Genomic DNA, 21795 nt, shown 5'->3' with positions numbered 1-21795 from the left:
ATGGGCGATGACCAGTGGGGTGGCGGCCGGGGCGACGGCTCCGGAGCAGACCGGGGTCGACCGGCTCACGGTGGGCGTGGAGGAGGAGTTCCTCCTGGTCGACCCGCACACCGGTGCCGCGGTGCCCGCCATCGACCTGGTCATGGCGCAGGTGCCGGCCGAGCTGCGCGGGCAGGTGGAGCGGGAGTTCCAGACCAGCCAGATCGAGATCGGCAGCCCGCCCGGGTTGGAGCTGAGCTCGATCCGGCACTCGCTGGGCGTGCTGCGCGCCGCGCTGGCCGACGCCGCCGAGCGGGCCGGCGTACGGGTGCTGGCCATCGGGACCGGTCCGGTGGCGGGGCCGGTGCCGCCGGTGGTGGACAAGCCCCGCTTCGACCGGATGATCGAGCGGTTCCGGCTGCTGGTGCCCGGCCCCGGCAACAACGGCATGCACGTACACGTGGGTGTTCCCGATCCGGACACCGGGGTGCAGGTGCTCAACCACATCCGGCCGTGGCTGCCGGTGCTGCACGCGATGACCACCAACTCGCCGTTCTCCGAGGGCGTCGACACCGGCTACGCGAGCTGGCGCTCCGTCGAGTGGGAGCGCTGGCCTTCGGTGGCGCCCACCCCCTACCTGGAGTCGTCCGAGCACTACGAGCGGCTGATCCGGCAGTTGATCGCCAGCGGGGTGATGCTCGACGAGGGGATGCTCTACTGGTACGCCCGGCTGTCGGCGAAGTACCCGACCGTGGAGGTCCGCATCGGTGACGTCTGCCCCTCGGTGGACGACGCGGTGCTGGTGGCGGGGCTGGTCCGGGCGCTGGTCGCCACCGCCATGGACGACGTGGCGGCGGGCCGCCCGGCGGTGAACACCGACCATCACATGCTGGTCGCCGCGCACTGGCGGGCCGCCCACGACGGGTTGGAGGGCGACGGCGTCGACCTGGCCAACGGTGAGCTGCGCCCGGCCTGGGAGCTGGTGGACCGGCTGGTCGAGCGGGTCCGTCCGGCGCTGGAGGCGCACGACGACCTGGCCGAGGTGACCGAACTGCTGGCCGGGTTGCGTCGGCACGGCACCGGGGCCGCCCGGCAGCGGGCCGTGTTCGCCCGGTCGGGTCGGTTGGAGGACGTGGTCGCCGAGGTCGCCCGGCAGACCCGTGGCTGACCATCGTGCCGCTGGCCGGCCCGTCGCTGGTCGGCCCGTCGGCAGGTGGTCCGGGGGCGGCCGTCGTGCCGCTGACCGGCCCGTGCTCGGCCGGCGCGTGGAAGACTGGGCATCGTGGCAGAGCGGCTGATCGTCGTCGGTGGGGACGCCGCCGGGATGGCGGCGGCCTCCCAGGCCCGCCGCCGCCGGGGCAGCGACGACCTGGAGATCGTGGCGTTCGAGCGGGGACACTTCACGTCGTACTCGGCGTGCGGCATCCCGTACTGGATCAGTGGCCTGGTCGAGGAGCGGGACGCGTTGATCGCCCGCGACCCGGCCACCTTCCGCGACGACTTCGCCATCGACGTGCGGCTGCGTACCGAGGTCACCGGCATCGACCTCGACCGTCGGGAGGTCACCGCCCGCCGGCTCGACGACGGCGGCGAGGTCCACGAACGGTTCGACACCCTGGTGTACGCCACCGGCGCGGTCCCCAACCTGCCCGACTGGGCGACCGAAGACGTCGACGGCATCTTCGGCATCCAGACCCTCGACGACGCGGCGGGGTTACGTGCCTGGCTGGACGGCACCCCGGCACCCCGCCGCGCGGTGGTCGTCGGCGGCGGTTACATCGGGGTGGAGATGGCCGAGGCGCTGATCCAGCGCGGGCTCACCGTCACCCTGGTCGAACGGGCCGAGCAGCCGATGGCCACCGTCGACGAGGACATGGCCGGCCTGGTCGCCAGGGCAATGCGCGAGCTGGGCATCGAGATCCGTACCGGCGTCACGGTGAGCGGGGTCGAGCAGCGCGACGGCCGGGTGTCCGCGGTGGTCACCTCCGCCGGCCCGGTGCCGGCCGACGTCGTGGTCCTCGGCCTGGGCGTACGCCCCAACACCGCGCTCGCCGCCGCCGCCGGCTTCCCCCTCGGCCAGTCCGGCGGGGTACGGGTGGACCGCCGGATGCGGGTGACCGGGGTGCCCGGCGTCTGGGCGGCAGGCGACTGCGTGGAGACCCTGCACCGGGTCACCGGCACGTCGGTGCACATCCCGCTCGGCACCCACGCCAACAAGCAGGGCCGGGTCGCCGGGATCAACATCGGCGGCGGGTACGCCACCTTCCCCGGCGTGATCGGCACCGCCGTGACGAAGGTCTGCGACCTGGAGGTGGGGCGTACCGGGCTGCGGGAACGGGACGCCGCGGCGGCCGGGTTCGAGTTCGTCTCGGTGATCGCCGAGTCGACCAACCGGGCCGGTTACTACCCGGGGGCCCAGCCGATGACGGTGAAGCTGATCGCCGAGCGGCCCACCGGGCGGCTGCTCGGCGCGCAGATCGTCGGTCGTTCCGAGGCGGCGAAGCGGATCGACGCGCTGGCCGTGGCGTTGTGGAACGAGATGACTGTGGACGAGATGACCGCCCTCGATCTCGGCTACGCCCCGCCGTACGCCCCGGTCTGGGACCCGGTGCTGATCGCCGCCCGCAAGGCCGTCGACGCCCTCGACCGCTGACCTGCCATCCCCCCGCCCACCGTCTCTGCGCTGCACCCCCGCCCGGCCCGCAGTCTTCCCCGCGCCACACCATCGCGGCCTACCACCCCGCACGCCGGCACCACCCCGCACGCTCGCACCACCCCCACGCCGGCACCGGCCCGCACGGCGACGCCCGCGTTGCTGCCGTCGTGCTGTTGCCTTTGTGGAGAGTTGTTGTCGCTATAGCCAGTCGCCAGTTCAGCAACAACACTCCACGATCGCCACAATGGGCGGGTGGAGGTTCCGGCGGGGTTGTCGTGGGTGCGGCAGCAACCCGACGGGCGGGAGTGGCTGGCGGTGCTGCCCCGGTGGCGGGACGAGTGCGCGCAGCAGTGGTCGCTGCGGCTCGGCAGGCCCTTCCCCTACGCGTTCGCCTCGCTGGCGATGCCGGCCGAGCTGCCCGACGGCACTTCGGCGGTGCTGAAGTTGCAGTACCCGGACCCGGACAGCCGGCACGAGGCCGACGCGCTGGCGCACTGGGACGGCGAGGCGGCGGTCCGGCTTCTCGCTCACGACCCGCAGCGACGGGCGCTGCTGGTGGAGCGGTGCCGACCCGGCTCACCCCTGCACGAACTCCCTTCCGACGAGGCGGTGGACGTGGTCGCCGCGCTGCTGCCCCGGCTGTGGCGGCGGCCGGCCGGGCCGTTCATCCCGCTCGCCGAGGAGGCCACCGGCTGGCGGCACCGGCTGCCCGAGAAGTGGGAACGGGCCGGCCGGCCGTACGAGCGGCGACTCGTCGATGCGGCCCTCGACCGGCTCGACGGGCTGGCCGGCAGCCAGGGCGAGCAGGTGCTCGTCAACCAGGATCTGCACGCCGGCAACGTGCTGCGGGCGACCCGCGAACCGTGGCTGGTGATCGACCCCAAGCCGTTGCTGGGCGAGCGGGAGTTCGCAGTGGTGCCGATCGTGCGCGGCGTCGAGCTGGGGCACTCCCCCGGGGCGGTACGGCGGCGGCTGGACCGGATCACGGGCGCGCTCGGGCTGGACCGGGAGCGGGTGGCCGGCTGGACGATCGCGCACTGCCTCGCCTGGAGCCTGGACGGCGACACGGTCTTCACCAACCAGGTGGAGGTGGCCCGCTGGCTGCTCGACGGCCACTGAACCCGGCACCCCCGGCGACGCGGCTCAGGGTTGGCAGGTGGGGCACCAGTAGAGGTTGCGGCCGGCCAGCCCACCCCGGCTGATCGGGCTGCCGCAGACGTGGCAGGGGGCACCGGGGCGGCGGTAGACGTACACCTCGCCGCCGTGCCGGTCGACGCGCGCCGGGCGGCCCATCGCCTCGGGTAGGTGGGCGTCGCGGACGGTGTCGATCCGGCCGCGCGCCACCGCCAGCGTCATCAACTCCACCAGGTCGGCCCAGAGCGCCGCCCAGCAGGCCGCTGTGAGCTGCCGGCCGGGCAACGTCGGCCGCAGACCGGCCCGGAACAGCGCCTCGGTCACGAAGATCAGCCCGGTGCCCGCGACCACCGACTGGTCCAGCAGCAGCGCGGCGAGCGGGGTGGGGCTGCGCCGGATCCGGGCGTACCCGTGGTCGGGGTCGGCGTCGGCGCGCAACGGGTCCGGGCCGAGCCGGCCGCGCAGCGCCGCCACCTCGGGCGGGGTCAGCAGCTCGCAGGCGGTGGGTCCGCGCAGGTCGAGCCAGTGCCGGTCGCTGGCCAGCCGCAACCGGACCTGCCCCACCGGTACGGGCGGCTCACCGTCCCCGTCGGTGAACTTGCCGTACAGGCCGAGGTGGACGTGCAGGGTCCGCTCGTCGGCGTAGTGGTGCAGCAGATGCTTGCCGTACGCCTCGGTGTCGTCGAGGACGGTGCCGGAGAGCCGGGCGGCGCCCTCGGCGAACCGGCCCTGCGGGCTGCTGGCGGTGACCTTGTCGCCGGCGAACAGCTCGGCGTGCCGGGCCGCGAGGCGGTGGATGGTGTGTCCCTCTGGCACGGGTGCCAAGGGTAGTCAGGCGGCCGGGGCCCCACCGACGCCGGTGCCACGGCCTGCCGATCGGAGTGTGGTCGATCGACGGGTGGGGTACGTACCTGTAGTTCCCGCGTGGCGGCCACCGACCTTCCGAGGGCTGCACGCATCGACAAGGAGGTGTGGTGGTGAACGTTCCTTCTCTCCTGCGTCGCCGTACGGCGCAGGACAGCAACGGTGACGGGGTGGTCGACGCGCGCGACGGGCAGCCGGTGGTGACCGACCGGGACGCCGACCGGGCGACGTACCGCAGCGGGTCGCTGGCCACCGACGGCGAGCGCGACGCCGACGCGGCGCGACGCACCGCCGAACGCGACGCCGACGCGGCCGGGGTCGGCGGCCGACCGACCGGCGAACGCACCATGGACGCCGGGCCTGACGCCGACGCCGAGCGGCGCGCGGCGGAGCGCGGCGCGTTGGCGCGGGCGGCGACCGCCCGCAGCGCCGTCGACGGCACGCGGAGCGCCGCTGCCGCGCGGCCCTCGACCGTCGACGACGAGCCGCGCACGCCGACCGACCCGATCCGAGTCGCCGACGCCGGCCCGGTCCGCACCGCACCGCGCCCGGTGGACGCCGACCGCCCGACCGCCCGGGACCGGACGACGGCCGTCGACCCGACGATGCCCACCGCCGGCGTCGCCACCCGCCCCGCCGACCGGGACCGGGTCGACGCCGACGGGGCCCGCCCGGAGGCGGCTGTGGTGGCCGGTCCGAAGCCGCGGGCCAGCCTGCTCGCCACGCTCGGCCTGATCGTCTCGGTGGTGGGTGCGGCGTTCGTGCTCACCGGCACCCTCGCCGGGTACGGCATCGCGCTCGGCGCGTTCGGCGCGGTCTGCTCGGTGCTGGGCCTGATCGCGACCCGGCGTCGGCACGTGGCCGGCACCACGGACGCGCTGATCGGCGTGCTGGTCGGTCTGGCCGCGGTGGTGCTGGGCGTGGTCGCGTTCACCGGTCAGTTCGACTGGCCGACCACGGACGGCGACTGGGTGGCCCGGCTCCGCGAGTGGCTTGACTCACAGTTTGCGGACCGGTTCTGACGGGCACATATGACCCCGCCGGCGGTTCGCCGGCAACGCTGGACCAGCCGGTTCGCCGGCTTCGCCCGATCAGCTCTGGTGGTTCACCAGCCGGGCACCCATATCGTTCGGTGGCAGCGGTTCGCCGTCACCGATGCGCACAGGGGCCGTCACCTCCGCCGAGGTGACGGCCCCTTCGCGTTGCGCTGCCACGCAACGGATCGCCGCCCCATCCCCAGCACACGCAATGAACTGCTGCCGTACGCAAGTCTCGGCGGTGGTTGTCGTGGCCCCCGGCCGCATACCGTTGACCCACGGCGCCAGCCCGTGGGCCACGGAGGCCGGGCGCGCCCGACCCCGGGAGCCAGGACAATGACGATGGACCCCACCAGCCAGCGCTTCCTGATGTGCCGGCCGACGTACTTCGCCGTCGACTACGCCATCAACCCGTGGATGGACCCGACCGCGCCGGTCGACACCGCGCTGGCGATCCGGCAGTGGGAGCAGCTCCGCCGCACCTACCTCGATCTCGGCCACACCGTCGAGCTGATCGACCCGGTCGCCGGTCTGCCGGACATGGTCTTCGCCGCCAACGGCGGCACGGTGCTCGACGACCGGGCGATGGCGGTGCAGTTCCGCGACCCGCAGCGCGCCGACGAGGCCCCCGCCTACCGGGCCTGGTTCGAGGCCGCCGGCTTCGAGGTGTACGACCCGAAGCACGTCAACGAGGGCGAGGGCGACGTCCTGCTGGTCGGCGACCACCTGCTCGCCGGCACCGGGTTCCGCACCGCGCACGCCGCGCACGCCCAGTTGCAGGAGGTCTTCGGCTACCCGGTGATCACCATGCAGCTTGTCGACCCGCGCTTCTACCACCTGGACACCGCGCTTACCGTGCTCGACGAGCGGACCGTGGCGTACCTGCCCGAGGCGTTCTCCCCCGGCAGCCGCGCGGTGCTGCGTCGGCTCTTCCCGGACGCGGTCCACGCCACCATGGCCGACGCCGGGGTGCTGGGCCTCAACGCGGTGAGCGACGGCCGGCACGTGGTGCTGCCCGCGCAGGCCACCGGGCTGGCCGCGCAGCTGCGCGACCGGGGTTACCAGACCATCGGGGTCGACCTGTCCGAGCTGCGCAAGGCCGGCGGCGGACCGAAGTGCTGCACGTTGCGACTCCGTCAGGGAAAGGCGAGCCAGTGATCGACGACATGCTGCGGACCCCGTCCGCCGTCCGGGACGCGGAGCGGTACACCGCGCACAACTACCACCCGCTGCCGGTGGTGATCTCGTCGGCCGAGGGGGCCTGGCTCACCGACGTGGACGGCCGCCGCTACCTGGACTGCCTGGCCGGCTACTCGGCGCTGAACTTCGGCCACCGGCATCCCACCCTGATCCGGGCCGCCCACGAGCAGCTCGACCGGCTCACCCTGACCAGTCGGGCGTTCGTCCACGACCAGTTCGCCGACTTCTGCCGGGAGCTGGCCGCACTCTGCGGCAAGGACCTGGTGCTGCCGATGAACACCGGCGCCGAGGCGGTGGAGACCGGCATCAAGGTCGCCCGTAAGTGGGGCTACCAGGTCAAGGGGGTCGCCCCGGGGCAGGCCAACATCATCGTGGCCGACGGCAACTTCCACGGCCGGACCACCACCATCGTCAGTTTCTCCACCGACGAAGACGCCCGCGCCGACTTCGGGCCGTACACCCCGGGGTTCACCGTGGTGCCCTACGGCGACCTGGCGGCGCTGGAGGCGGCGATCGACGAGAACACTGTGGCGGTGCTGCTGGAGCCGATCCAGGGCGAGCAGGGCGTCGTACTGCCGCCGGAGGGTTACCTGCCGGGCGTACGCCGGGTCTGCACCGAGCGGAACGTGCTGTTCGTGGCCGACGAGATCCAGTCCGGCCTGGGCCGCACCGGGCGCACCTTCGCCTGTGAGCACGAGGGCGTCGTACCTGACCTGTACCTGTTGGGCAAGGCGCTCGGCGGTGGCATCGTGCCGGTCTCCGCGGTGGCCGCGAACGCCGGCGTGCTCGGGGTGCTCAAGCCGGGCCAGCACGGCTCGACCTTCGGGGGCAACCCGCTGGCCTGCGCGGTCGCCACCGAGGTGGTCCGGCTGCTGGCCACCGGTGAGTTCCAACGCCGCTCCGCCGAGCTGGGCGAACGGCTGCGGTCCGGGCTGGAAGGGCTGCTCGGCAAGGGGCTGGTGGCGGTGCGGGTGCGCGGGCTGTGGGCCGGCGTGGACATCGACCCGGCGCTGATGACCGGTCGGCAGGCCTGCGAGCGGCTGATGGAGCGGGGTGTGCTGGCCAAGGACACCCACGGCTCCACCATCCGGCTGGCCCCGCCGTTGGTGATCACCTCCGACGAGATCGACCACGCGGTGGCGCAGCTCGCCGCCGTGCTGGCCGGCTGACCTCCGTACCACGGGAGAGGCGCCGGGACCGCTATGGTCCCGGCGCCTTCGTGCCGGTGCGTCAGGCCCGCCGGGGTCAGCCCTCGCGCAGCGGTCGCCCCACCTCGTGCAGGTGCGCCAGCCCCTGCCGGTACGAGTCGATCAGCCCGGTCTCCGTGTACGAGATGCCCTGCTCGGCGCAGTACGCCTTGACCAGCGGCTGGGCCCGGCGCAGGTTACCCCGGGGCATGTTCGGGAACAGGTGGTGCTCGATCTGGTAGTTCAGGCCGCCCAGCGCCTGGTCGACGAACCAGCCGCCGGACACGTTGCGCGAGGTGAGCACCTGCTTGCGCAGGTAGTCGAGGTCGTCCTCGTCGGTGGGCATCAGCATGCCCTTGTGGTTGGGGGCGAAGGCGCACCCCATGTAGAGGCCCCAGAGCCCCTGGTGGACGACGGCGAAGAGCAGCGCCTTCACCGGAGACATCACCGCGAGCAGCAGGCCGACGTAGCCGACGGTGTGCAGCACGAGCAGCAGCGCCTCCACGACCCGGTGCCGCATCGGCACCCGCCACCGGCCGTCCGACTCCCGGCCGGTCAGAGCCTGGATGCTCGCCACGTGCAGCGCCAGCCCCTCCAGCAGGAGCAGCGGGAAGAACAGCCACGCCTGCCGGCGGGCCATCCGCCGGCCCAGGCCCCGGGTCGCCATCGCCTGCTCGTGCGTCCAGACCAGCGCGCCCGCGCCGACGTCGGGATCGTCGTCGGTGTGGTTGGGGTTGGCGTGGTGCCGGTTGTGCTTGTCCACCCACCAGCCGTAGCTGAGCCCCACGGCGAGATTGCCGGCGATCAGGCCGGCCGCCTCGCTGGGCCCGCGCCGGCGGAACATCTGCCGGTGCCCGGCGTCGTGCCCGAGGAACGCCACCTGGGTGGTGGCCACCGCCATCACGACCGCCAGCGGCAGCTGCCACCAGGAATCGCCGACCACCCCTACCAACACCCAACCGGCCAGGAAGGCGCCCAGGGTTCCGACGATGCGGACCGCGTACCGGCCGGGCCGCCGGCTCAGCAGTCCCGCCTCGGCAACCTGGCGGGACAGGCGCGCATAGTCGCTGCCCCGCCGGGCGGTCGACGCTGCCAACGTCGATGAACTCATGTGATGTCGCCCTCCGGTGTCGCGGGTCGCACGTGATGTGCGACCCTCCGTCACAATCCTGGCGGTATTGGTAGCGCGGGGCAATCCTGCAATACCCCGAGTCGGGGGTGGGGTTACCCCTACCGGACCCGCGCCACCGGGACATCGCCGGTCGGAGGCGGGACGGCGGGCGTCGGAACATGGTCCCGATGCCCACCGTCTGGCACCGCCCGCAGCGGTGGCCGGTTCAGTTGCGGGGCAGCCGCATCGCCATGGTGGGAGCCTCGGCCATCACCGACGTCGGGGTGAACGCCGCACCGGTGGGCAGCTCCCGGGCCCGACCGATCTGCACCCCGGGATACAGCTCCACCATGTCCGCGCCGCCGAGCACCCGGGACTGCTTCGGGGCCAGCACGACGCGCTCCGACTCGGTCATCGACCCGTTCGGCCGGATGCCGGAGCCGTTGGTGCTGACGTCGGTGACGATCACCTCGCCGACCCGCAGCTCGAACCGGACGTGACCCCGGCTGATCCACCGACGTGCCTCGTCGTTGAGCCACTGGCCGAGCATCACGCCGCCGGGCTCCTCCGGTGCCCGGCCGACCGTCACCGGTTGCTCCTCGGTGAGCACGAAACGACGGCGGATCAGACCGCCGATCCGGATCGCCAGCACCTCGCTGCGCGGGCGCGGCCCGGCGTCGGAGAGCCGGGTGCCGTGCCGGGGACAGGTCGGCACGCCCTGCCGCAGGGCCGGCGGCGGCTGACCGGCCGGCGCGCGGTCCACCCGGGCCAGATCGGCGAACGCCCCGCCACCACCACCCCCGCCGAACAACGCGCAGCCCGACTCGGGGCAACGCCACTGCCGGGCCAGCAGCTGCCCACCGACCGGGGAGCGGTCACCCTCGACCGGGCTGTGCCCACCACCGACGTGCGCGACGAAGACCGGGCCACCCGCGCCGGGCACCGGGGCGACCACCCGCCCCGGCTGCTCCACCAACCACGGGAACCGGCCGCGCAGGCCGTCGAGCCGAACCCGGCTGACCACCGGCAGCCCGAGCAGGTCGGCCACCTCCAGCATCCGGTCGCCCGGATTGTCGAGCACCTCGACCAGGCCGTCGTCGGCCCACCGGCGCACCACCATCCGCTCGTTGGAGGTGAGGTCGGCGTCGGAGAGCAACGCCCGGTGCACGATCGCGTAGACCGGGACACTGTCCTCCTCCAGCTCGCGGGACAGGGCGTCGATCACCATGCCGAGCCGCAGCAGGCTGGCCGGACGGCCGCCGTCGAGGTCCTGGTAGCGGATCACCTCGGCCAGGTCCAGTACGGCTCGGGCCAGGGACGGGTCGGTGCAGACCCGCCCCTCGATCGCGTCGAGCACCTTGCTGATCTCGAATCTCATCGCGCGCTCCGGAGGATCTCGTCGCTCTGCCGGGCTGCCACCGCCGGCCCGACCAGCACCTGGGCGCCGGCTCGACAGTGGGCAGGCGCTGCCATGGGACGACCCTACCGGTGGCCGGGTCAACCCATCCGGCCCACCGCCGCCCGCAGCCGGGTCACGTCACGCCGCCGCCGCTCGTAGGTGGCGGCGAGGGTGATCAGTGTCAGCCCGCCGACGGCCAGGTAGATCCAGCGGGGCAGCAGGTCCCAACCCCGGACCAGCTCGTGCAGCGCGAGCAGGACGAGGCTGCCACCGCCGAGCACCACCGGCGCCTGCCAGCGCCGGGTCGCCCCGACCAGCACCACGCCCAGTGCGGCGGCACCGAGCAGCAGCCGCCGCACCGGCTGCGGGTCCGCAGCCACCAGCACCGAGACCAGGCTGGGCAGCAACCCGGCGGCGAGCCCGGGACCGAGGGCCAGCCAGCTGGTCAACCCCGGCCGGGTGCGCAGCGCCAGCAGGCCGGCCACCAGGGTCAACCCGGCCGCCGGCAGGGTGTACGCCTCCAGCAGCACCACCTCGCCACTGATCAGCAGCAGCCACGCCCCGAGCAGCTCGCTGCCGCCGGCCACCACTGCGAAGACCCACCGTCTGCCGGCCGGCCGGCCCGGGTACAGCACCCGCAGCGCGGCGGCGGCCCCCCAGAGAACGCAGATCACCGCGGCGTGCCGGATCGCGCCGACGGTGAGCAGCAGGGCGAGCACGGCCACCGCCTGCGCCGCCGCCTCCAGCGCCCGTACGGTGAGCGGCCCGCGCCGGGCCAGCAGGGGCGTGCCGAGGAGCACCGCCACCGCCACCCCGAGCACCGGGAAGCCGGCCGTCCGGGTGGGCAGACCGGCCGCCAGCGGAGCGGTGAGCGCGAAACAGGTGGCCGCCGCGACCGTGGTCAGGCAGCCGAGCAGCCGTACCCCGGCCCACCTGCCTACCGCACCGACCACCGCCGCCGTGACCACCAGCAGGGCCAGCCCGGCCAGGGTGCCGGCCCGGGTGGCGAGCAGCCCGACCAGACCGGCGCCCGTCCACAGCAGACCGACCGGGGTGGTCACCGGGACGCCCGTGCCGGCGAGCGCGGCGATCAGCAGGGCGGCGACGCCGACGAGCAGCACCGCCGCCGGCACCACCGGCCAGGGGACGGGACCGGCGAGCAGCAGCACGGGCAGCGCCGCCGCCCCGAACGGCAGCGCGGCGACGACCGGACCGGACCGGCCGCCGGTGTGCCGGTGAGCGATCAGCGCGGCAGCGAGGGCGAGGGTCAGCAGCGCCACCCCGACCACCGCCGCACCGGGCGGCCCGTCTCCGGTCGGCGCCCCAGACCAGGGCCGGACCGGCCCACCGTACGGGGCGAACAGTGCGGTCAGGGCCACCGGAGCGGAGGCGACCAGGGCGCACCCGGCCAGCCCTACGCCGACCACCCGGCCCGGTGTCACCGGATCGGTACGCCGGTCGGCCAGCACCAGCGCGACAAGCGCCAGCGCGGCGTAGAGCGCCGCCGACTCGCCACCCGGTACGACGGCCGGCGTGACCACGGCGGCGAGCGCCACGGCAAGCGCGGTGCCGGCGTACCCGTCGAGGGCGGGGCGGCGGCGACGCAGCGCGAGGAGCGGGACCATCAGCAGCACGGCGGCGGCGAACCCGGCCCGCAGCTGCCACCACGGCGGCGAACCCGCGGCCCGCAGCGCGACTGCCGCGCCGGCCGGCACGGTGAGCAGCGCGACAGTCAGCGCTACCCCGGCGACCCGGCCCGCGACGGCGTTCACCGGGCGGCCGGGCAGCGCCACCGCCAGCCCGACGGCCAGCACCACCCCGAGCGCCACCAGCAGCCCCACCGGGTCGGCCGACGCCACCAGCAGCCCGTGCCCGAGCAGCACGGCGGCACCCCCGGCACCGACCAGCACGGTCGGCGTACGACGGGCCCGCAGCACCGCGACCGGCAGCAGCGCCGCGCCGACGACCAGGTCGACCGCGAGGGTGGCCGGCCACGGGGTGACAGTCACCGCCGGCAGCGCTGCGGCGGTGACCACCGCCCCCAGCAGTACGGTCACCGGACGGGCCGCCCTCGGCAGCAGCAGTACGCCGGCACCGACGGTGAACAGCACGGCGAGCGGGAGCTGCCAGCCCCAGGACAGGTCGGGTCCGGCTGCGGCGCCCCGCCACGCGGGCAGTGACCGGTCCACCGCGAGCGCCGCGACCGCCCCGCTGGCGAGCAGGCCGACCTGGGCCGCCCCGCCCGCGACGAGCAACGCGCCGACCCGGGGGCCGATCCGGTGCCGCTGCGGCAGCAGCCGGACGGCACCGGCCAGACCGGCCGCCACCAGGCCGACGGCGAGCAGCAGGAAACCGGCCCGCAGCTCGGCTACCGGCCGCAGCAACGCGGCGGCCACCAACGGCACCAGCAGCCCGGCGGTGAGCTGCCGGAACACCCGGGCACCGGCGGCCCGGGCCGCGCCGGCCAGCACCACCCCGACCAGCAGCAGCGGCAGGCCGGCGAGCAGCGGCTGGCCGGCGGCCCGGCCCAGGGCCAGCGGCACCAGGGCGCAACTTGCGGCGACCGTCACCGCGGCACCGAAGCCGAGCCAGCCGAACACCCGGCCGGCGAGCACGGCGGCCGAGCCGGCCAACGCCTCCCCGGCGCGTGGGGTGGTGGTGCCCGCCCCCCCGGCGGGCACCACCACCGCTCCCTCTGGCCCCGGAGCGGCCGGACCCGACCCTGGCGGCAGCGCTCCGGCCGGCACCGGAGCGGCGGGATTCGGCCCACCCGGCACCGGGCCGGTCGTGCCGGTGGCCGCCGGGGCGGCCGGAGCCGGCGACCGGCGGCGCAGCGCGACCACCACCGCGAGGTCGAGCAGTGCCACCCCGAGGAAGACCAGCGTCCAGCCGGTGGCCCCGGGTCGGGACTGCGCCGCCGCCAGCGGCAGCACCGGCTGGACCACGAGCAGCGCCGCGAACCACGGCACGGTGAGCCGACTGAGCAGGGCGTATCCGGTGGCGACCGCCGCGCTGACCCCGCCGACCAGGGCGGCGTACCGGGTGCCCGGCCAGTCGGCGGTGCCGAGCAGGTTCACCGACCAGGCGGCGTACCCGTCGAGGACCACAAGCAGCAGCCCCACCGCGGCGAACGTCTCGGCGGTGCCGCGCAGTCCACGCCACCTCGCCACCAGCGGCACCGCCAGGGCGAGCGCGGTGAACGCGGCCAGGATCAGCGCCCGGCCGGCCACCCCCACCGTCGCCCAGGCGACCGCGGTGAAGACCACCGCCGCCGTGCCGAGCAGCAGGCCGCCGAGGACGAACAGCAGCCACTGGATCGTCCGCGTCGAGGTCTCCGGACGACCCGGCGCCGACGGGTTCCCGGACCCGGCCGGCGGCACCTGCCCACCGGGCGCGACGACGCCGCCCCGGGGCACCGGCACCACCGGGCGGCCGGCCGGTGCGGCCGGGCGCGCGCCCGGCGCGGGCGGGTGGACGGCTTGGGCGGGCGGGCGGACAGCCTGTGCGGGCGCGACCGGATGCGCGGCCGTCAGGGCCGGAGGGGCAGCCGCGCCGACCGGCGTCGGCGCGGGGATCTCGCGGCGGATCCGGGCCGCCAGCTCCGCCCGTTGGCGCTGCGCCGCGAGCAGTCGCGCGCCGACCCCCTGGTACGCCTCCCGGGCCCGTTCGACCTCCCGGCCGAGGGTGACGATCTCCCGGTCCAGCCGGACCACCTCAGCGGCGGGCGGGTACGGCCCGAGCCCGCAGCGGACACACCCCCGGGTCAGCTCGGCGGGCGCACCACAGCGGGGGCAGGGGTAACCGGTGTTCTCCACCCGGCCATCCTGCCGGGGGGCGGCGATCGCAGGCCAGAGTGCCCGTACCTACGTACGGGTGGTCTCGTGCACCCAGACGGCGTACGCCGGGTCGCCGCTCTCCACCCGGGTGACCAGGATCTCGGGCACCTCGTACGGATGGTTGGCCCGGATCTGGCCGACCAGCGCCGTGGCCCGGTCGGGCGCGGTCTTGAACTGCACCGACCACTCGGTGCTGGTCTCCACCCCGGCCCGCCACCAGTACGTACTGTCGACCTGGCCGCCGACCTGGGCGCAGGCGGCCAGTCGCCCGGCCACCGCGGCAGCCGCCATCAGGTCCGCGACGGACCGCGAGTCCACCACTGTCGTCACCACGCAGATCTGGTCCACCTGCGCACCCTACGTGGGAACGAGGTCGAACCGGTCCACCGTCACGGTGCGTCTATCCGGTGGTCACGCCGTCCCGGTTGGCGGCGACCCATCTGTCGATCCGGGCCCACCAGTCGAAGAGCCAGTCGATCCGCTCCTGACGACCGGTCGGGACGTCCTCCGGAGGCACCGACCAGAACCGCATCACGATCCGTTTGTCCATCGGCAGTTCCCGCCAGACGTCGCCGACTGTCAGCATCCGGTCCAGGCCGGTGTGCGCCACGAAGATCACCCCGGCGTCCGGGGCGGCGTCCAGGGCGGCCAGCACCCCACCGGGCTGCGGGGCGAGCACGTGCTGCATCCGCTCGGCACGCGCCGCCATCCGTTCCAGGCCGAGCCCGCGCAGCTTGGCGATGGCCCGCAACCGCCGCCCCGGGGTGAAGTTGCCGCCCTCCGGAAAGATCACGAAGGCGTCGTCGTCGTCCAGGTCGGTGGCGAGGTGGCCGATCTGCCGGACCGCCGAATCACGGCCGTCACCGGGGGCGATGAAGCGGTTGGGCAACCGGTTGAGCAGGACGTCGATCGCCGGATCCCACTGGAGGGTCTCCTTGAGCACGATCCGGGGCTCCCGCCGGAACCAGTTGACCAGGGAGTGGATCAGGATGAACGAGTCACCCGGGCCGGCGTGCCGGCAGAGCACCAGCTCCGGCCGACCGGGAAGCGCGGTGTCGGGGTCGGTGCCGACCACGTCGATGCTCAACCGCAGCGTCCACCGGGCCTGCCAGAACAGGGCCTGGAGGAACCAACCGGCGAGCACGTAGTGGGCCCGCTGGAAGGCCGGTGAACGTTTCCACCGGCCGAATCCCGAGGCCAGCCAGAGCACGAAGAGGGCGACCAGCGCGGCAGCGTCCCAGAGCAGGTAGACGCAGCCGATCCAGAGCAGCCGCAGCGGACGCAGCCGGCCCGGCACGAACGGTGACACGGCCAGCGCGAGCAGCGCCCAGACCGGCACGGTGGTCACCACCGTGATCGCGAGCAGGATCACCGCGGGCGCGAACAGTAACCGGCGCACCCATCGTGGGGGTAGCGGCATCAGCGGTCCAGGGTCGCCAGGTAGGCCCGGGAGGCGGTGTAGGCGCGGCTGATCCGCCGCCCCACCGCCGCCATGTCCCGGTACGCCCACGGGCTGTCGTCGCGCGGCTCCAGCCCACCGGTCGGCAGCACGTGCACCGCCACCCCCTCGGGCAGCGCCGCCAACTCCCTGGCGAACCGGTGCCGGCGGGCGATCTCGAACGCGACCTGGGCGATCTCCCAGGGCCGTCGGGGTGGCGTCAACTCCCGCTCGATCCGACCCACCTGGAGGACGAAGATCTGCTTCGCGCCGACCGCCACCGCCTCGCCGATCGGGATCGAGTTGACGATCCCGCCGTCGATGTAGTGCTGACCGTCGATCTGGGCCGGGGGCAGCAGCCCCGGCACGGAGGCGGAGGCGAGCACCGCCGGCACCAGCGGTCCGGTGTGGAACCAGTGCTCGGCGGCCCGTTCGATGTTGGCCGCGCAGCAGCGGAACGGCACCTTCAGGTCGGCGAAGGTGGTCTCCGCCCCCAACTCGCCCTCCAACAGCTTGCGCAGCGGCCGGGGCGAGTGCAGGTGGGTACGGGCGGCGAACCGGCGCAGTTGCCGGGCCACCGAGTCGCCGTACACCTCGCTCGCCTCCGGCGAGGCCCAGAGCCGTACCAGCCGGTCGGTGACCGCCTCGGACGGGTCGGCGGCGACCAACGCGCCGTTGACCGCGCCGATCGAGGTGCCGAGCACGACGTCGGGGCGGATCCGGGCCCGGAACAGGGCGCGCAGCATGCCCACCTCGACCGCGCCGAGCACTCCCCCGCCGCCGAGCACGAACGCCACCGGACCGCCACTCATGCCGTTCATCCTGGCACGCCGCCGCCCGCAGCTGCGGCGCAGCCGCTGGCCACCGGCCCCGACCGCGGGTTCGTAGCGGTGGGAGAACGCACCACCGCCCACAGCGATCGGGCAATTGGACAACCGTTGACAGGGGGGACACATTCCCGCAACCTGACACCACCCCGACCCCAGGCAGGTGCGAACACTGATGGCAGCCCTGAACGCCGGTAGGTTGCTGGCCCGCAGGTACCGGCTCCTCGACAGGATCGGGGCCGGCGGGATGTCGGTGATCTGGCGGGCCCGCGACGAGGTGCTCGACCGGGTCGTCGCGGTCAAGGTGCTCGCGCCGTCGCTGGCCGCCGACGCCCGCTTCCGGGACATGGTCCGCGAGGAGGCGCGTTCCGCCGCCCAGCTCGTCCACCCGCACGTGACCGCGGTGCACGACTACGGCGAGGCGCTCGCCCCGGACGGCGAGATCACCTCGTTCGTGGTGATGGAGCTGCTCACCGGCGAGGAGTTGGAGCACCGGCTGACCGAGGGGGCGCTGCCCTGGCCGGAGGCGGTCGAGGTGGGCGCCCAGGTGGCCGAGGCGTTGGCGGCGGCGCACCGGCTGGGCATCGTGCACCGGGACATCACCCCGGCGAACGTGATGATGACCAGGGTCGGCGCCAAGGTGCTCGACTTCGGCATCGCCACCCAGATCGGCACCCCCGACGACGACGAGGACGGGGGCACCTTCGGTACCCCGGCGTACGTGGCCCCGGAGCGGCTGGACGGGGCGCCGGCCCAGCCGTCGACCGACGTCTACTCCCTGGGCGTGCTGCTCTACGAGACGCTGACCGGCCAACCGCCGTACCCGGCGGAGACCTGGGAACAGCTCGCCGCCGCGATCACCGACGAGACGCCGCCGACGCTGGACGGCGTCCCCGGGCTGCCACCGGTGGTGGTCGACGTCTGCCTGCGCTGCCTGGCCCGCGACCCGCACGAACGGCCGACCGCGCACCAGGTCGCCACCGCGCTGCGCGACCAGCTGCTGCCGGGCGACCCGCAGGCGGCCACCATGCTCGCCCCGACGGTCAGCCTGCCCGCCCTCGCCACCCCGCCCGCCACCCCCGGGGCCGCTACCACCGGCACGGGCGTCACCGCCACCGCCCGGGTCGCGGCGGCCGGCGTCGGTGCCGCCACGGCATCCGGCCCCGCAGCGGGCCCGGGCGGTGGCGCGGGGACCGGGAAGACCGGGGCCGGTACCGACGGCCGGACCGTAGGCACCGCCGCGCCACGTGCCGGCACGGCGGGCGCCAACGCGGTGGGGGGTCGGCTCGCCGGGAACGGCGGCCCAGGCAACGGCGGCGCCGGGAACGGTGGCGCGGTGAACGGGCCTCCCGAGCCGGAGCTGCCGCCGTCGCGCCGTCCGCTGGTGGCGGTGGGCGCGCTGGTCGTGTTCACAGTGGCGGCGGTCCTCCTGCTCGCTCCGCTCCTGGAGCCAGGGACCCACACCCCGCCGGTCGCCCGGCCGACGGAGGCACCGGTGACCGAGGTTCCGGTGACCGAGCCGCCGGCACCGCGCACCCAACCCCCGGCGGACCCCACGTCGACACCGGGCACCCGCCGGGCAACCGTCACGCCCACCCCGCCGCGCCCCCAGCCGAGCCCGGACGGTGGGCAGGGTGGCGGCGGGTTGACCGAGGCGGCCGACCGGATGCGCCGGTTGGTCGACGACGGGGTCCGTACCGGCGAGATCCGCGAGGACGTCGGCCTGGACCTGCGCAACGTGCTCGCCAACCTGACCCGGTCCGCCGCCGAGGGAAGCTCCGACGTGTCCGCCCAGGCCGCCGCGCTCCGCGCGAAGGTCACCCGCCGGATCGACGAGGGCGGCATCACCCGGGAGTACGGTCGTCAGCTCGACGCCGCCGCCCGGGACCTGGCCGCGACGACGACCTGAGGGTCTGCTCCACCCGGGCCTGCCCGGTCCGCACCGCTGGCCGGTCAGTGGGAGCGGACCGGCACGGACCGGTGCAGGGGGCCCGGCGGTCAGCGCGGTCTGCCGCCGCTCGGAGCGGTCAGTGGGAGTGGATCGGCACGGGCCGGTGCAGGGGCGGGGTCGTGCCGAGCACGACGCTGCGGTAGACCGCCTCGTAGCCGCGCGCCATCCGCTCGGTGGAGAAGTTCCGGGCCACGTGCGCGACGCAGGCCGCCGGGTCGATCCGGACCACCTCGCGCATCGCCGCCGGCAACTCCCCGGCACCGTCGCAGATCAGCCCGGTCACCCCGTCGACCACCACTTCCGGCACCGCGCCCCGACGCAACGCCACCACCGGGGTGCCGGTCGCCATGGCCTCCACCATCACCATGCCGAACGGTTCCTCCCACTGGATCGGCATGATCAGACAGCGGGCGTCGACAAGCAGCCGCAGCGTCTCCTCCCGGCCGGCGTTCATGATCACGTTGACGTCCTCGCCGAGCATCGGCTGGACCACCTCGGCGAAGTGGCGGCGCTCGGCGGACTCGTTGCACTTGCCGGCCAGGGTGAGCGGCAGGCCGGCCGCCCGACAGGCCCGGATCGCCAGGTCGGGGCCCTTGTCGGGGCTGAACCGGGCCAGCCAGAGCACCGGTCCCCGGCCGGGTTCCCGTTTGGCGGGCACGTCCCGGCCGTCGAGCGCGTTGTGCACCGTACCCACCCAGGGCAGGCCGGGGTTCGCCCGACGTTGGGCGTGCGAGATCGCCACCAGGCCCACCCCGTGGTCGGTGTCACCGAGCACCGTCCCGTACTCCCCGACCGGGTTGCCGTGGACGGTGGCCACGGTGGGCACCGCCCGACGGCCGGCGACCAGCGGCCCGATCGTGGTGTGATCGTGGATCACGTCGAAGTCGGCGGCGGAGATCAACTGCTTGGCCCGCGCCAGGTGGGCCAGCTCGGGCAGCGACTCGCCCAGCCGGTCGTACTGCAACTCGTCGATGGTGGAGACGAAGCCGGCGGCCGTCCCGTGCTGCCGGCCGGCACCGAAGAGGGTCACCTCGTGACCGTGCCCGACCAGCGCGTCCACCAGCCCGTGCACGACCTGTTCCAGCCCGCCGTACCCGGGGGGCGGCACCGACAGCCAGGGCGGGACCAGCATCGCGATCCGCAGCGGCGGCCCGGACGGCGGGTGTTCCGACGGACGGTGGGTCACGGTCACGGATCCTCCCCCGTTGTCCGGATGAGCGGGATCGGCGGCTGCCCGGTAAGCGGGATCAGCGGCGGTTTCCCCTCGGCCGGGAGGTCAAACGCACCCGGCCGGGCGAGCGTCCCGGGCAGGAAGAAGGGCGGCGGGCGACGGAGCCAACCCCCTTGGCTCCGCCGCCCGCCGCCCCGGAGGAGGCAGGTCTGATTGCTATGACGTCTCGGCGAGCGTGACGGTTGCCGTCGCCTCGGTGCCATTTCGCTTGTAGGTCACCTGGACCCGGTCGCCGACCTTGCCGGCCTGCACCGCGCCGACGAGGTCGTTGGAGTCGTTGATCGCCTTGTCCCCGAACCTGGTGATCACGTCACCCCGCTGGATCCCGGCCTTCTCGGCGGCGCTGCCACCGGCGACCGCGGCGACCAGGGCACCGCCGTCCTCGGCCGCGTTGACGCTGACGCCGAGGGACGGATGGCTGATCTTCTCGCCCCGCTGGAGCTTCTCGGCGACGTCCTTGGCCTTGTTGCTCGGGATGGCGAAGCCGACACCGATGTTGCCGGTGCTGCCCTGCCCGGCGGTGGCGATGGCGGTGTTGATGCCGATCACCTCGCCGCGGGTGTTGACAAGCGCGCCCCCGGAGTTGCCCGGGTTGATCGGGGCGTCGGTCTGGAGCAGGCCGGAGATCGAGCTGGCACCACCCTGCGGGGCCTGCTGCGGGCTGTCTTCGCTGCCGGCCCGGATGGTGCGGTCCCGGGCGCTGAGGATGCCGGCGGTCACCGAGCCCTGGAGGCCGAGCGGGCTGCCCAGGGCGAGCACCTGGTCGCCCACCTGCATGGCGTCGCTGTCGCCGAACTTCGCCGCCTTGAGGTTGTCGACGCCGCTGGTCTGGACCACCGCGAGGTCGGTCTTCGGATCGGTGCCGACGATCTTGGCCGAGGCGGTCTTGCCGTTGGCGAAGACCACCCGGACGGTGTCGCCGGAGGCGGACGCGACGACGTGGTTGTTGGTCAGCACGAAGCCGTCGGCACTGAGGATCACGCCCGAACCCTCACCGTTGTCGGTGAGGATGGAGACCACACTGTCCTGCACCGACGCCGCGATCTTGGGCAGGTCGGCGCTGTCGATGACCGGCGCGGCCGAATAGGTGCGGGTGATGCCCCCCCGGTCGCCGTCGACCGCCAGGGCGAGCGCGCCGCCGGCCACGCCGGAGCCGAGCATCAGGGCGAAGACCGCGATCCCGGCACCGACGAACTTGGCCACCTTGCCGGCCTGCGGCCCCGGGGCCGACGCCCACGGCGGGACCGGCTGGCCGGGGTGCTGCGGGCCACCCGGGCCGGTCTGCCCCGGGTAGCCGGCAGACGGCTGGCCCGCTCCGGCCAGGGCGTGCTGGCCCGGGTAACCGCCACCGGGCTGACCCGGGCCGGCGGAACCGGGCTGGCCCGGATAACCGGCAGAGGGGGCGCCCACACCGGGCTGACCCGGTGCGCCGGGGTGCTGCTGCTGGCCCGGATGACCGGCGGCCCACCCGGGCTGCTGCGGGCCGGGCTGCTGCGGGCCGGACTGTGGGTAACCGGCCGTCGGGTACTGGCCCGCCTGCGGGTAGCCCGGGTAGCCGGACGCCGGATAGCCGGGCCGGTACGCCTGGTCGCCGGCGGACGCACCGGACTGGTACGCAGCCTGCGGGTACGGGGTGGCGGAGGGTTGCGCGTACGGCGACGACGGTGGCCCGTACGACGATCCGGGGTTTGGCGTGCCGGCCGGCTCCCCCGCGGCGCCGGCGGTGTCGCCCGGAGCGGCGGTGGCGTCGCCCGGAGCGGCGGTGGTGTCGGACTCGCCGCGCTCGACGCGGGACGGCTCGGCGGAGGGGTGCGACGGCTCGGCGTCGGTGGCAGCCGGCCGACGCTGCGGGTCGGTCTCGAACTCGGTCATGCCCATAGTTTTCCCCGTGGCACTGTCACCACCCTGGATCCTGCCTGGAAGTTTTCTGAAAGTCACACCGGGA

Annotated in this window: 16 protein-coding genes; 7 read left to right on the top strand and 9 right to left on the bottom strand. The window is 74.5% G+C overall.

Going from position 1 to position 21795, the window contains the following annotated elements; genetic code table 11:
- Positions 1-7 precede the first annotated feature (7 nt).
- The 3 genes from OHQ87_RS30130 (at position 8) to OHQ87_RS30120 (ending at position 3754) form a co-directional block, all read left to right on the top strand.
- Complete coding sequence (locus OHQ87_RS30130; RefSeq protein WP_328343383.1) at positions 8-1147, top strand: carboxylate-amine ligase; 1140 nt, start codon at positions 8-10, stop codon at positions 1145-1147.
- 114 nt (positions 1148-1261) lie between these two features.
- Entirely contained in the window at positions 1262-2632 is a 1371-nt protein-coding gene (locus OHQ87_RS30125; protein WP_328343381.1) for an FAD-dependent oxidoreductase, read from the top strand.
- A gap of 255 nt (positions 2633-2887) precedes the next feature.
- Positions 2888-3754 (top strand): aminoglycoside phosphotransferase family protein, encoded by an 867-nt coding sequence (locus OHQ87_RS30120; RefSeq protein ID WP_328343379.1) that lies wholly within the window; start codon positions 2888-2890, stop codon positions 3752-3754.
- Between the two features lie 24 nt (positions 3755-3778).
- Here OHQ87_RS30120 and OHQ87_RS30115 read toward each other — a convergent pair whose 3' ends face one another.
- Positions 3779-4585, bottom strand: a complete 807-nt coding sequence (locus OHQ87_RS30115) for an Fpg/Nei family DNA glycosylase (protein ID WP_328343377.1) — start codon at positions 4583-4585, stop codon at positions 3779-3781.
- A gap of 161 nt (positions 4586-4746) precedes the next feature.
- Here OHQ87_RS30115 and OHQ87_RS30110 point away from each other — a divergent pair, with 161 nt between their 5' ends.
- The 3 genes from OHQ87_RS30110 (at position 4747) to rocD (ending at position 8039) form a co-directional block, all read left to right on the top strand.
- Positions 4747-5655: a thrombospondin gene (locus OHQ87_RS30110; RefSeq protein ID WP_328343375.1), complete on the top strand. Its 909-nt coding sequence runs from the start codon at positions 4747-4749 to the stop codon at positions 5653-5655.
- Positions 5656-6012: 357 nt separating this feature from the next.
- A complete protein-coding gene (gene ddaH / locus OHQ87_RS30105; protein WP_328349066.1) occupies positions 6013-6828 on the top strand; it encodes a dimethylargininase in 816 nt (271 codons plus the stop codon).
- Positions 6825-8039: an ornithine--oxo-acid transaminase gene (gene rocD / locus OHQ87_RS30100; RefSeq protein ID WP_328343372.1), complete on the top strand. Its 1215-nt coding sequence runs from the start codon at positions 6825-6827 to the stop codon at positions 8037-8039. The genes ddaH and rocD overlap by 4 nt, the downstream gene beginning before the upstream one ends.
- Positions 8040-8115: 76 nt before the next feature.
- Here the strand turns inward: rocD and OHQ87_RS30095 are convergent, their stop codons facing one another.
- The 6 genes from OHQ87_RS30095 to OHQ87_RS30070 all read right to left on the bottom strand — a co-directional run bounded on the left by OHQ87_RS30095 (position 8116) and on the right by OHQ87_RS30070 (position 16653).
- Positions 8116-9168 (bottom strand): fatty acid desaturase family protein, encoded by a 1053-nt coding sequence (locus OHQ87_RS30095; RefSeq protein WP_328343370.1) that lies wholly within the window; start codon positions 9166-9168, stop codon positions 8116-8118.
- 226 nt (positions 9169-9394) lie between these two features.
- Entirely contained in the window at positions 9395-10546 is a 1152-nt protein-coding gene (locus tag OHQ87_RS30090) for an FHA domain-containing protein (protein WP_328343368.1), read from the bottom strand.
- 119 nt (positions 10547-10665) lie between these two features.
- The gene (locus tag OHQ87_RS30085) at positions 10666-14382 is read right to left on the bottom strand and encodes an SCO7613 C-terminal domain-containing membrane protein (protein ID WP_328343366.1); all 3717 of its coding nucleotides are present in this window, start codon (positions 14380-14382) and stop codon (positions 10666-10668) included.
- A gap of 48 nt (positions 14383-14430) precedes the next feature.
- A complete protein-coding gene (gene cutA / locus OHQ87_RS30080; protein WP_328343364.1) occupies positions 14431-14751 on the bottom strand; it encodes a divalent-cation tolerance protein CutA in 321 nt (106 codons plus the stop codon).
- Between the two features lie 52 nt (positions 14752-14803).
- Complete coding sequence (locus OHQ87_RS30075) at positions 14804-15823, bottom strand: 1-acyl-sn-glycerol-3-phosphate acyltransferase (protein WP_328343362.1); 1020 nt, start codon at positions 15821-15823, stop codon at positions 14804-14806.
- On the bottom strand, positions 15823-16653 hold the full coding sequence (locus OHQ87_RS30070; protein ID WP_328343360.1) for a patatin-like phospholipase family protein: 831 nt from the start codon (positions 16651-16653) through the stop codon (positions 15823-15825). The genes OHQ87_RS30075 and OHQ87_RS30070 overlap by 1 nt, the downstream gene beginning before the upstream one ends.
- A gap of 190 nt (positions 16654-16843) precedes the next feature.
- Here OHQ87_RS30070 and OHQ87_RS30065 point away from each other — a divergent pair, with 190 nt between their 5' ends.
- A complete protein-coding gene (locus OHQ87_RS30065; RefSeq protein WP_328343358.1) occupies positions 16844-18577 on the top strand; it encodes a serine/threonine-protein kinase in 1734 nt (577 codons plus the stop codon).
- A gap of 118 nt (positions 18578-18695) precedes the next feature.
- Here OHQ87_RS30065 and OHQ87_RS30060 read toward each other — a convergent pair whose 3' ends face one another.
- Positions 18696-19805: a glycosyltransferase family 4 protein gene (locus OHQ87_RS30060; protein WP_442930868.1), complete on the bottom strand. Its 1110-nt coding sequence runs from the start codon at positions 19803-19805 to the stop codon at positions 18696-18698.
- A gap of 201 nt (positions 19806-20006) precedes the next feature.
- Positions 20007-21722, bottom strand: a complete 1716-nt coding sequence (locus OHQ87_RS30055; protein WP_328343356.1) for a trypsin-like peptidase domain-containing protein — start codon at positions 21720-21722, stop codon at positions 20007-20009.
- Positions 21723-21795 lie beyond the last annotated feature (73 nt).

This window comes from Micromonospora sp. NBC_00421 (genome assembly GCF_036017915.1).
Classification (GTDB): Bacteria; Actinomycetota; Actinomycetes; order Mycobacteriales; family Micromonosporaceae; genus Micromonospora.
Note: the sequence above shows the minus strand (reverse complement) of the source record. Positions and strands in the feature narration are given on the sequence as shown.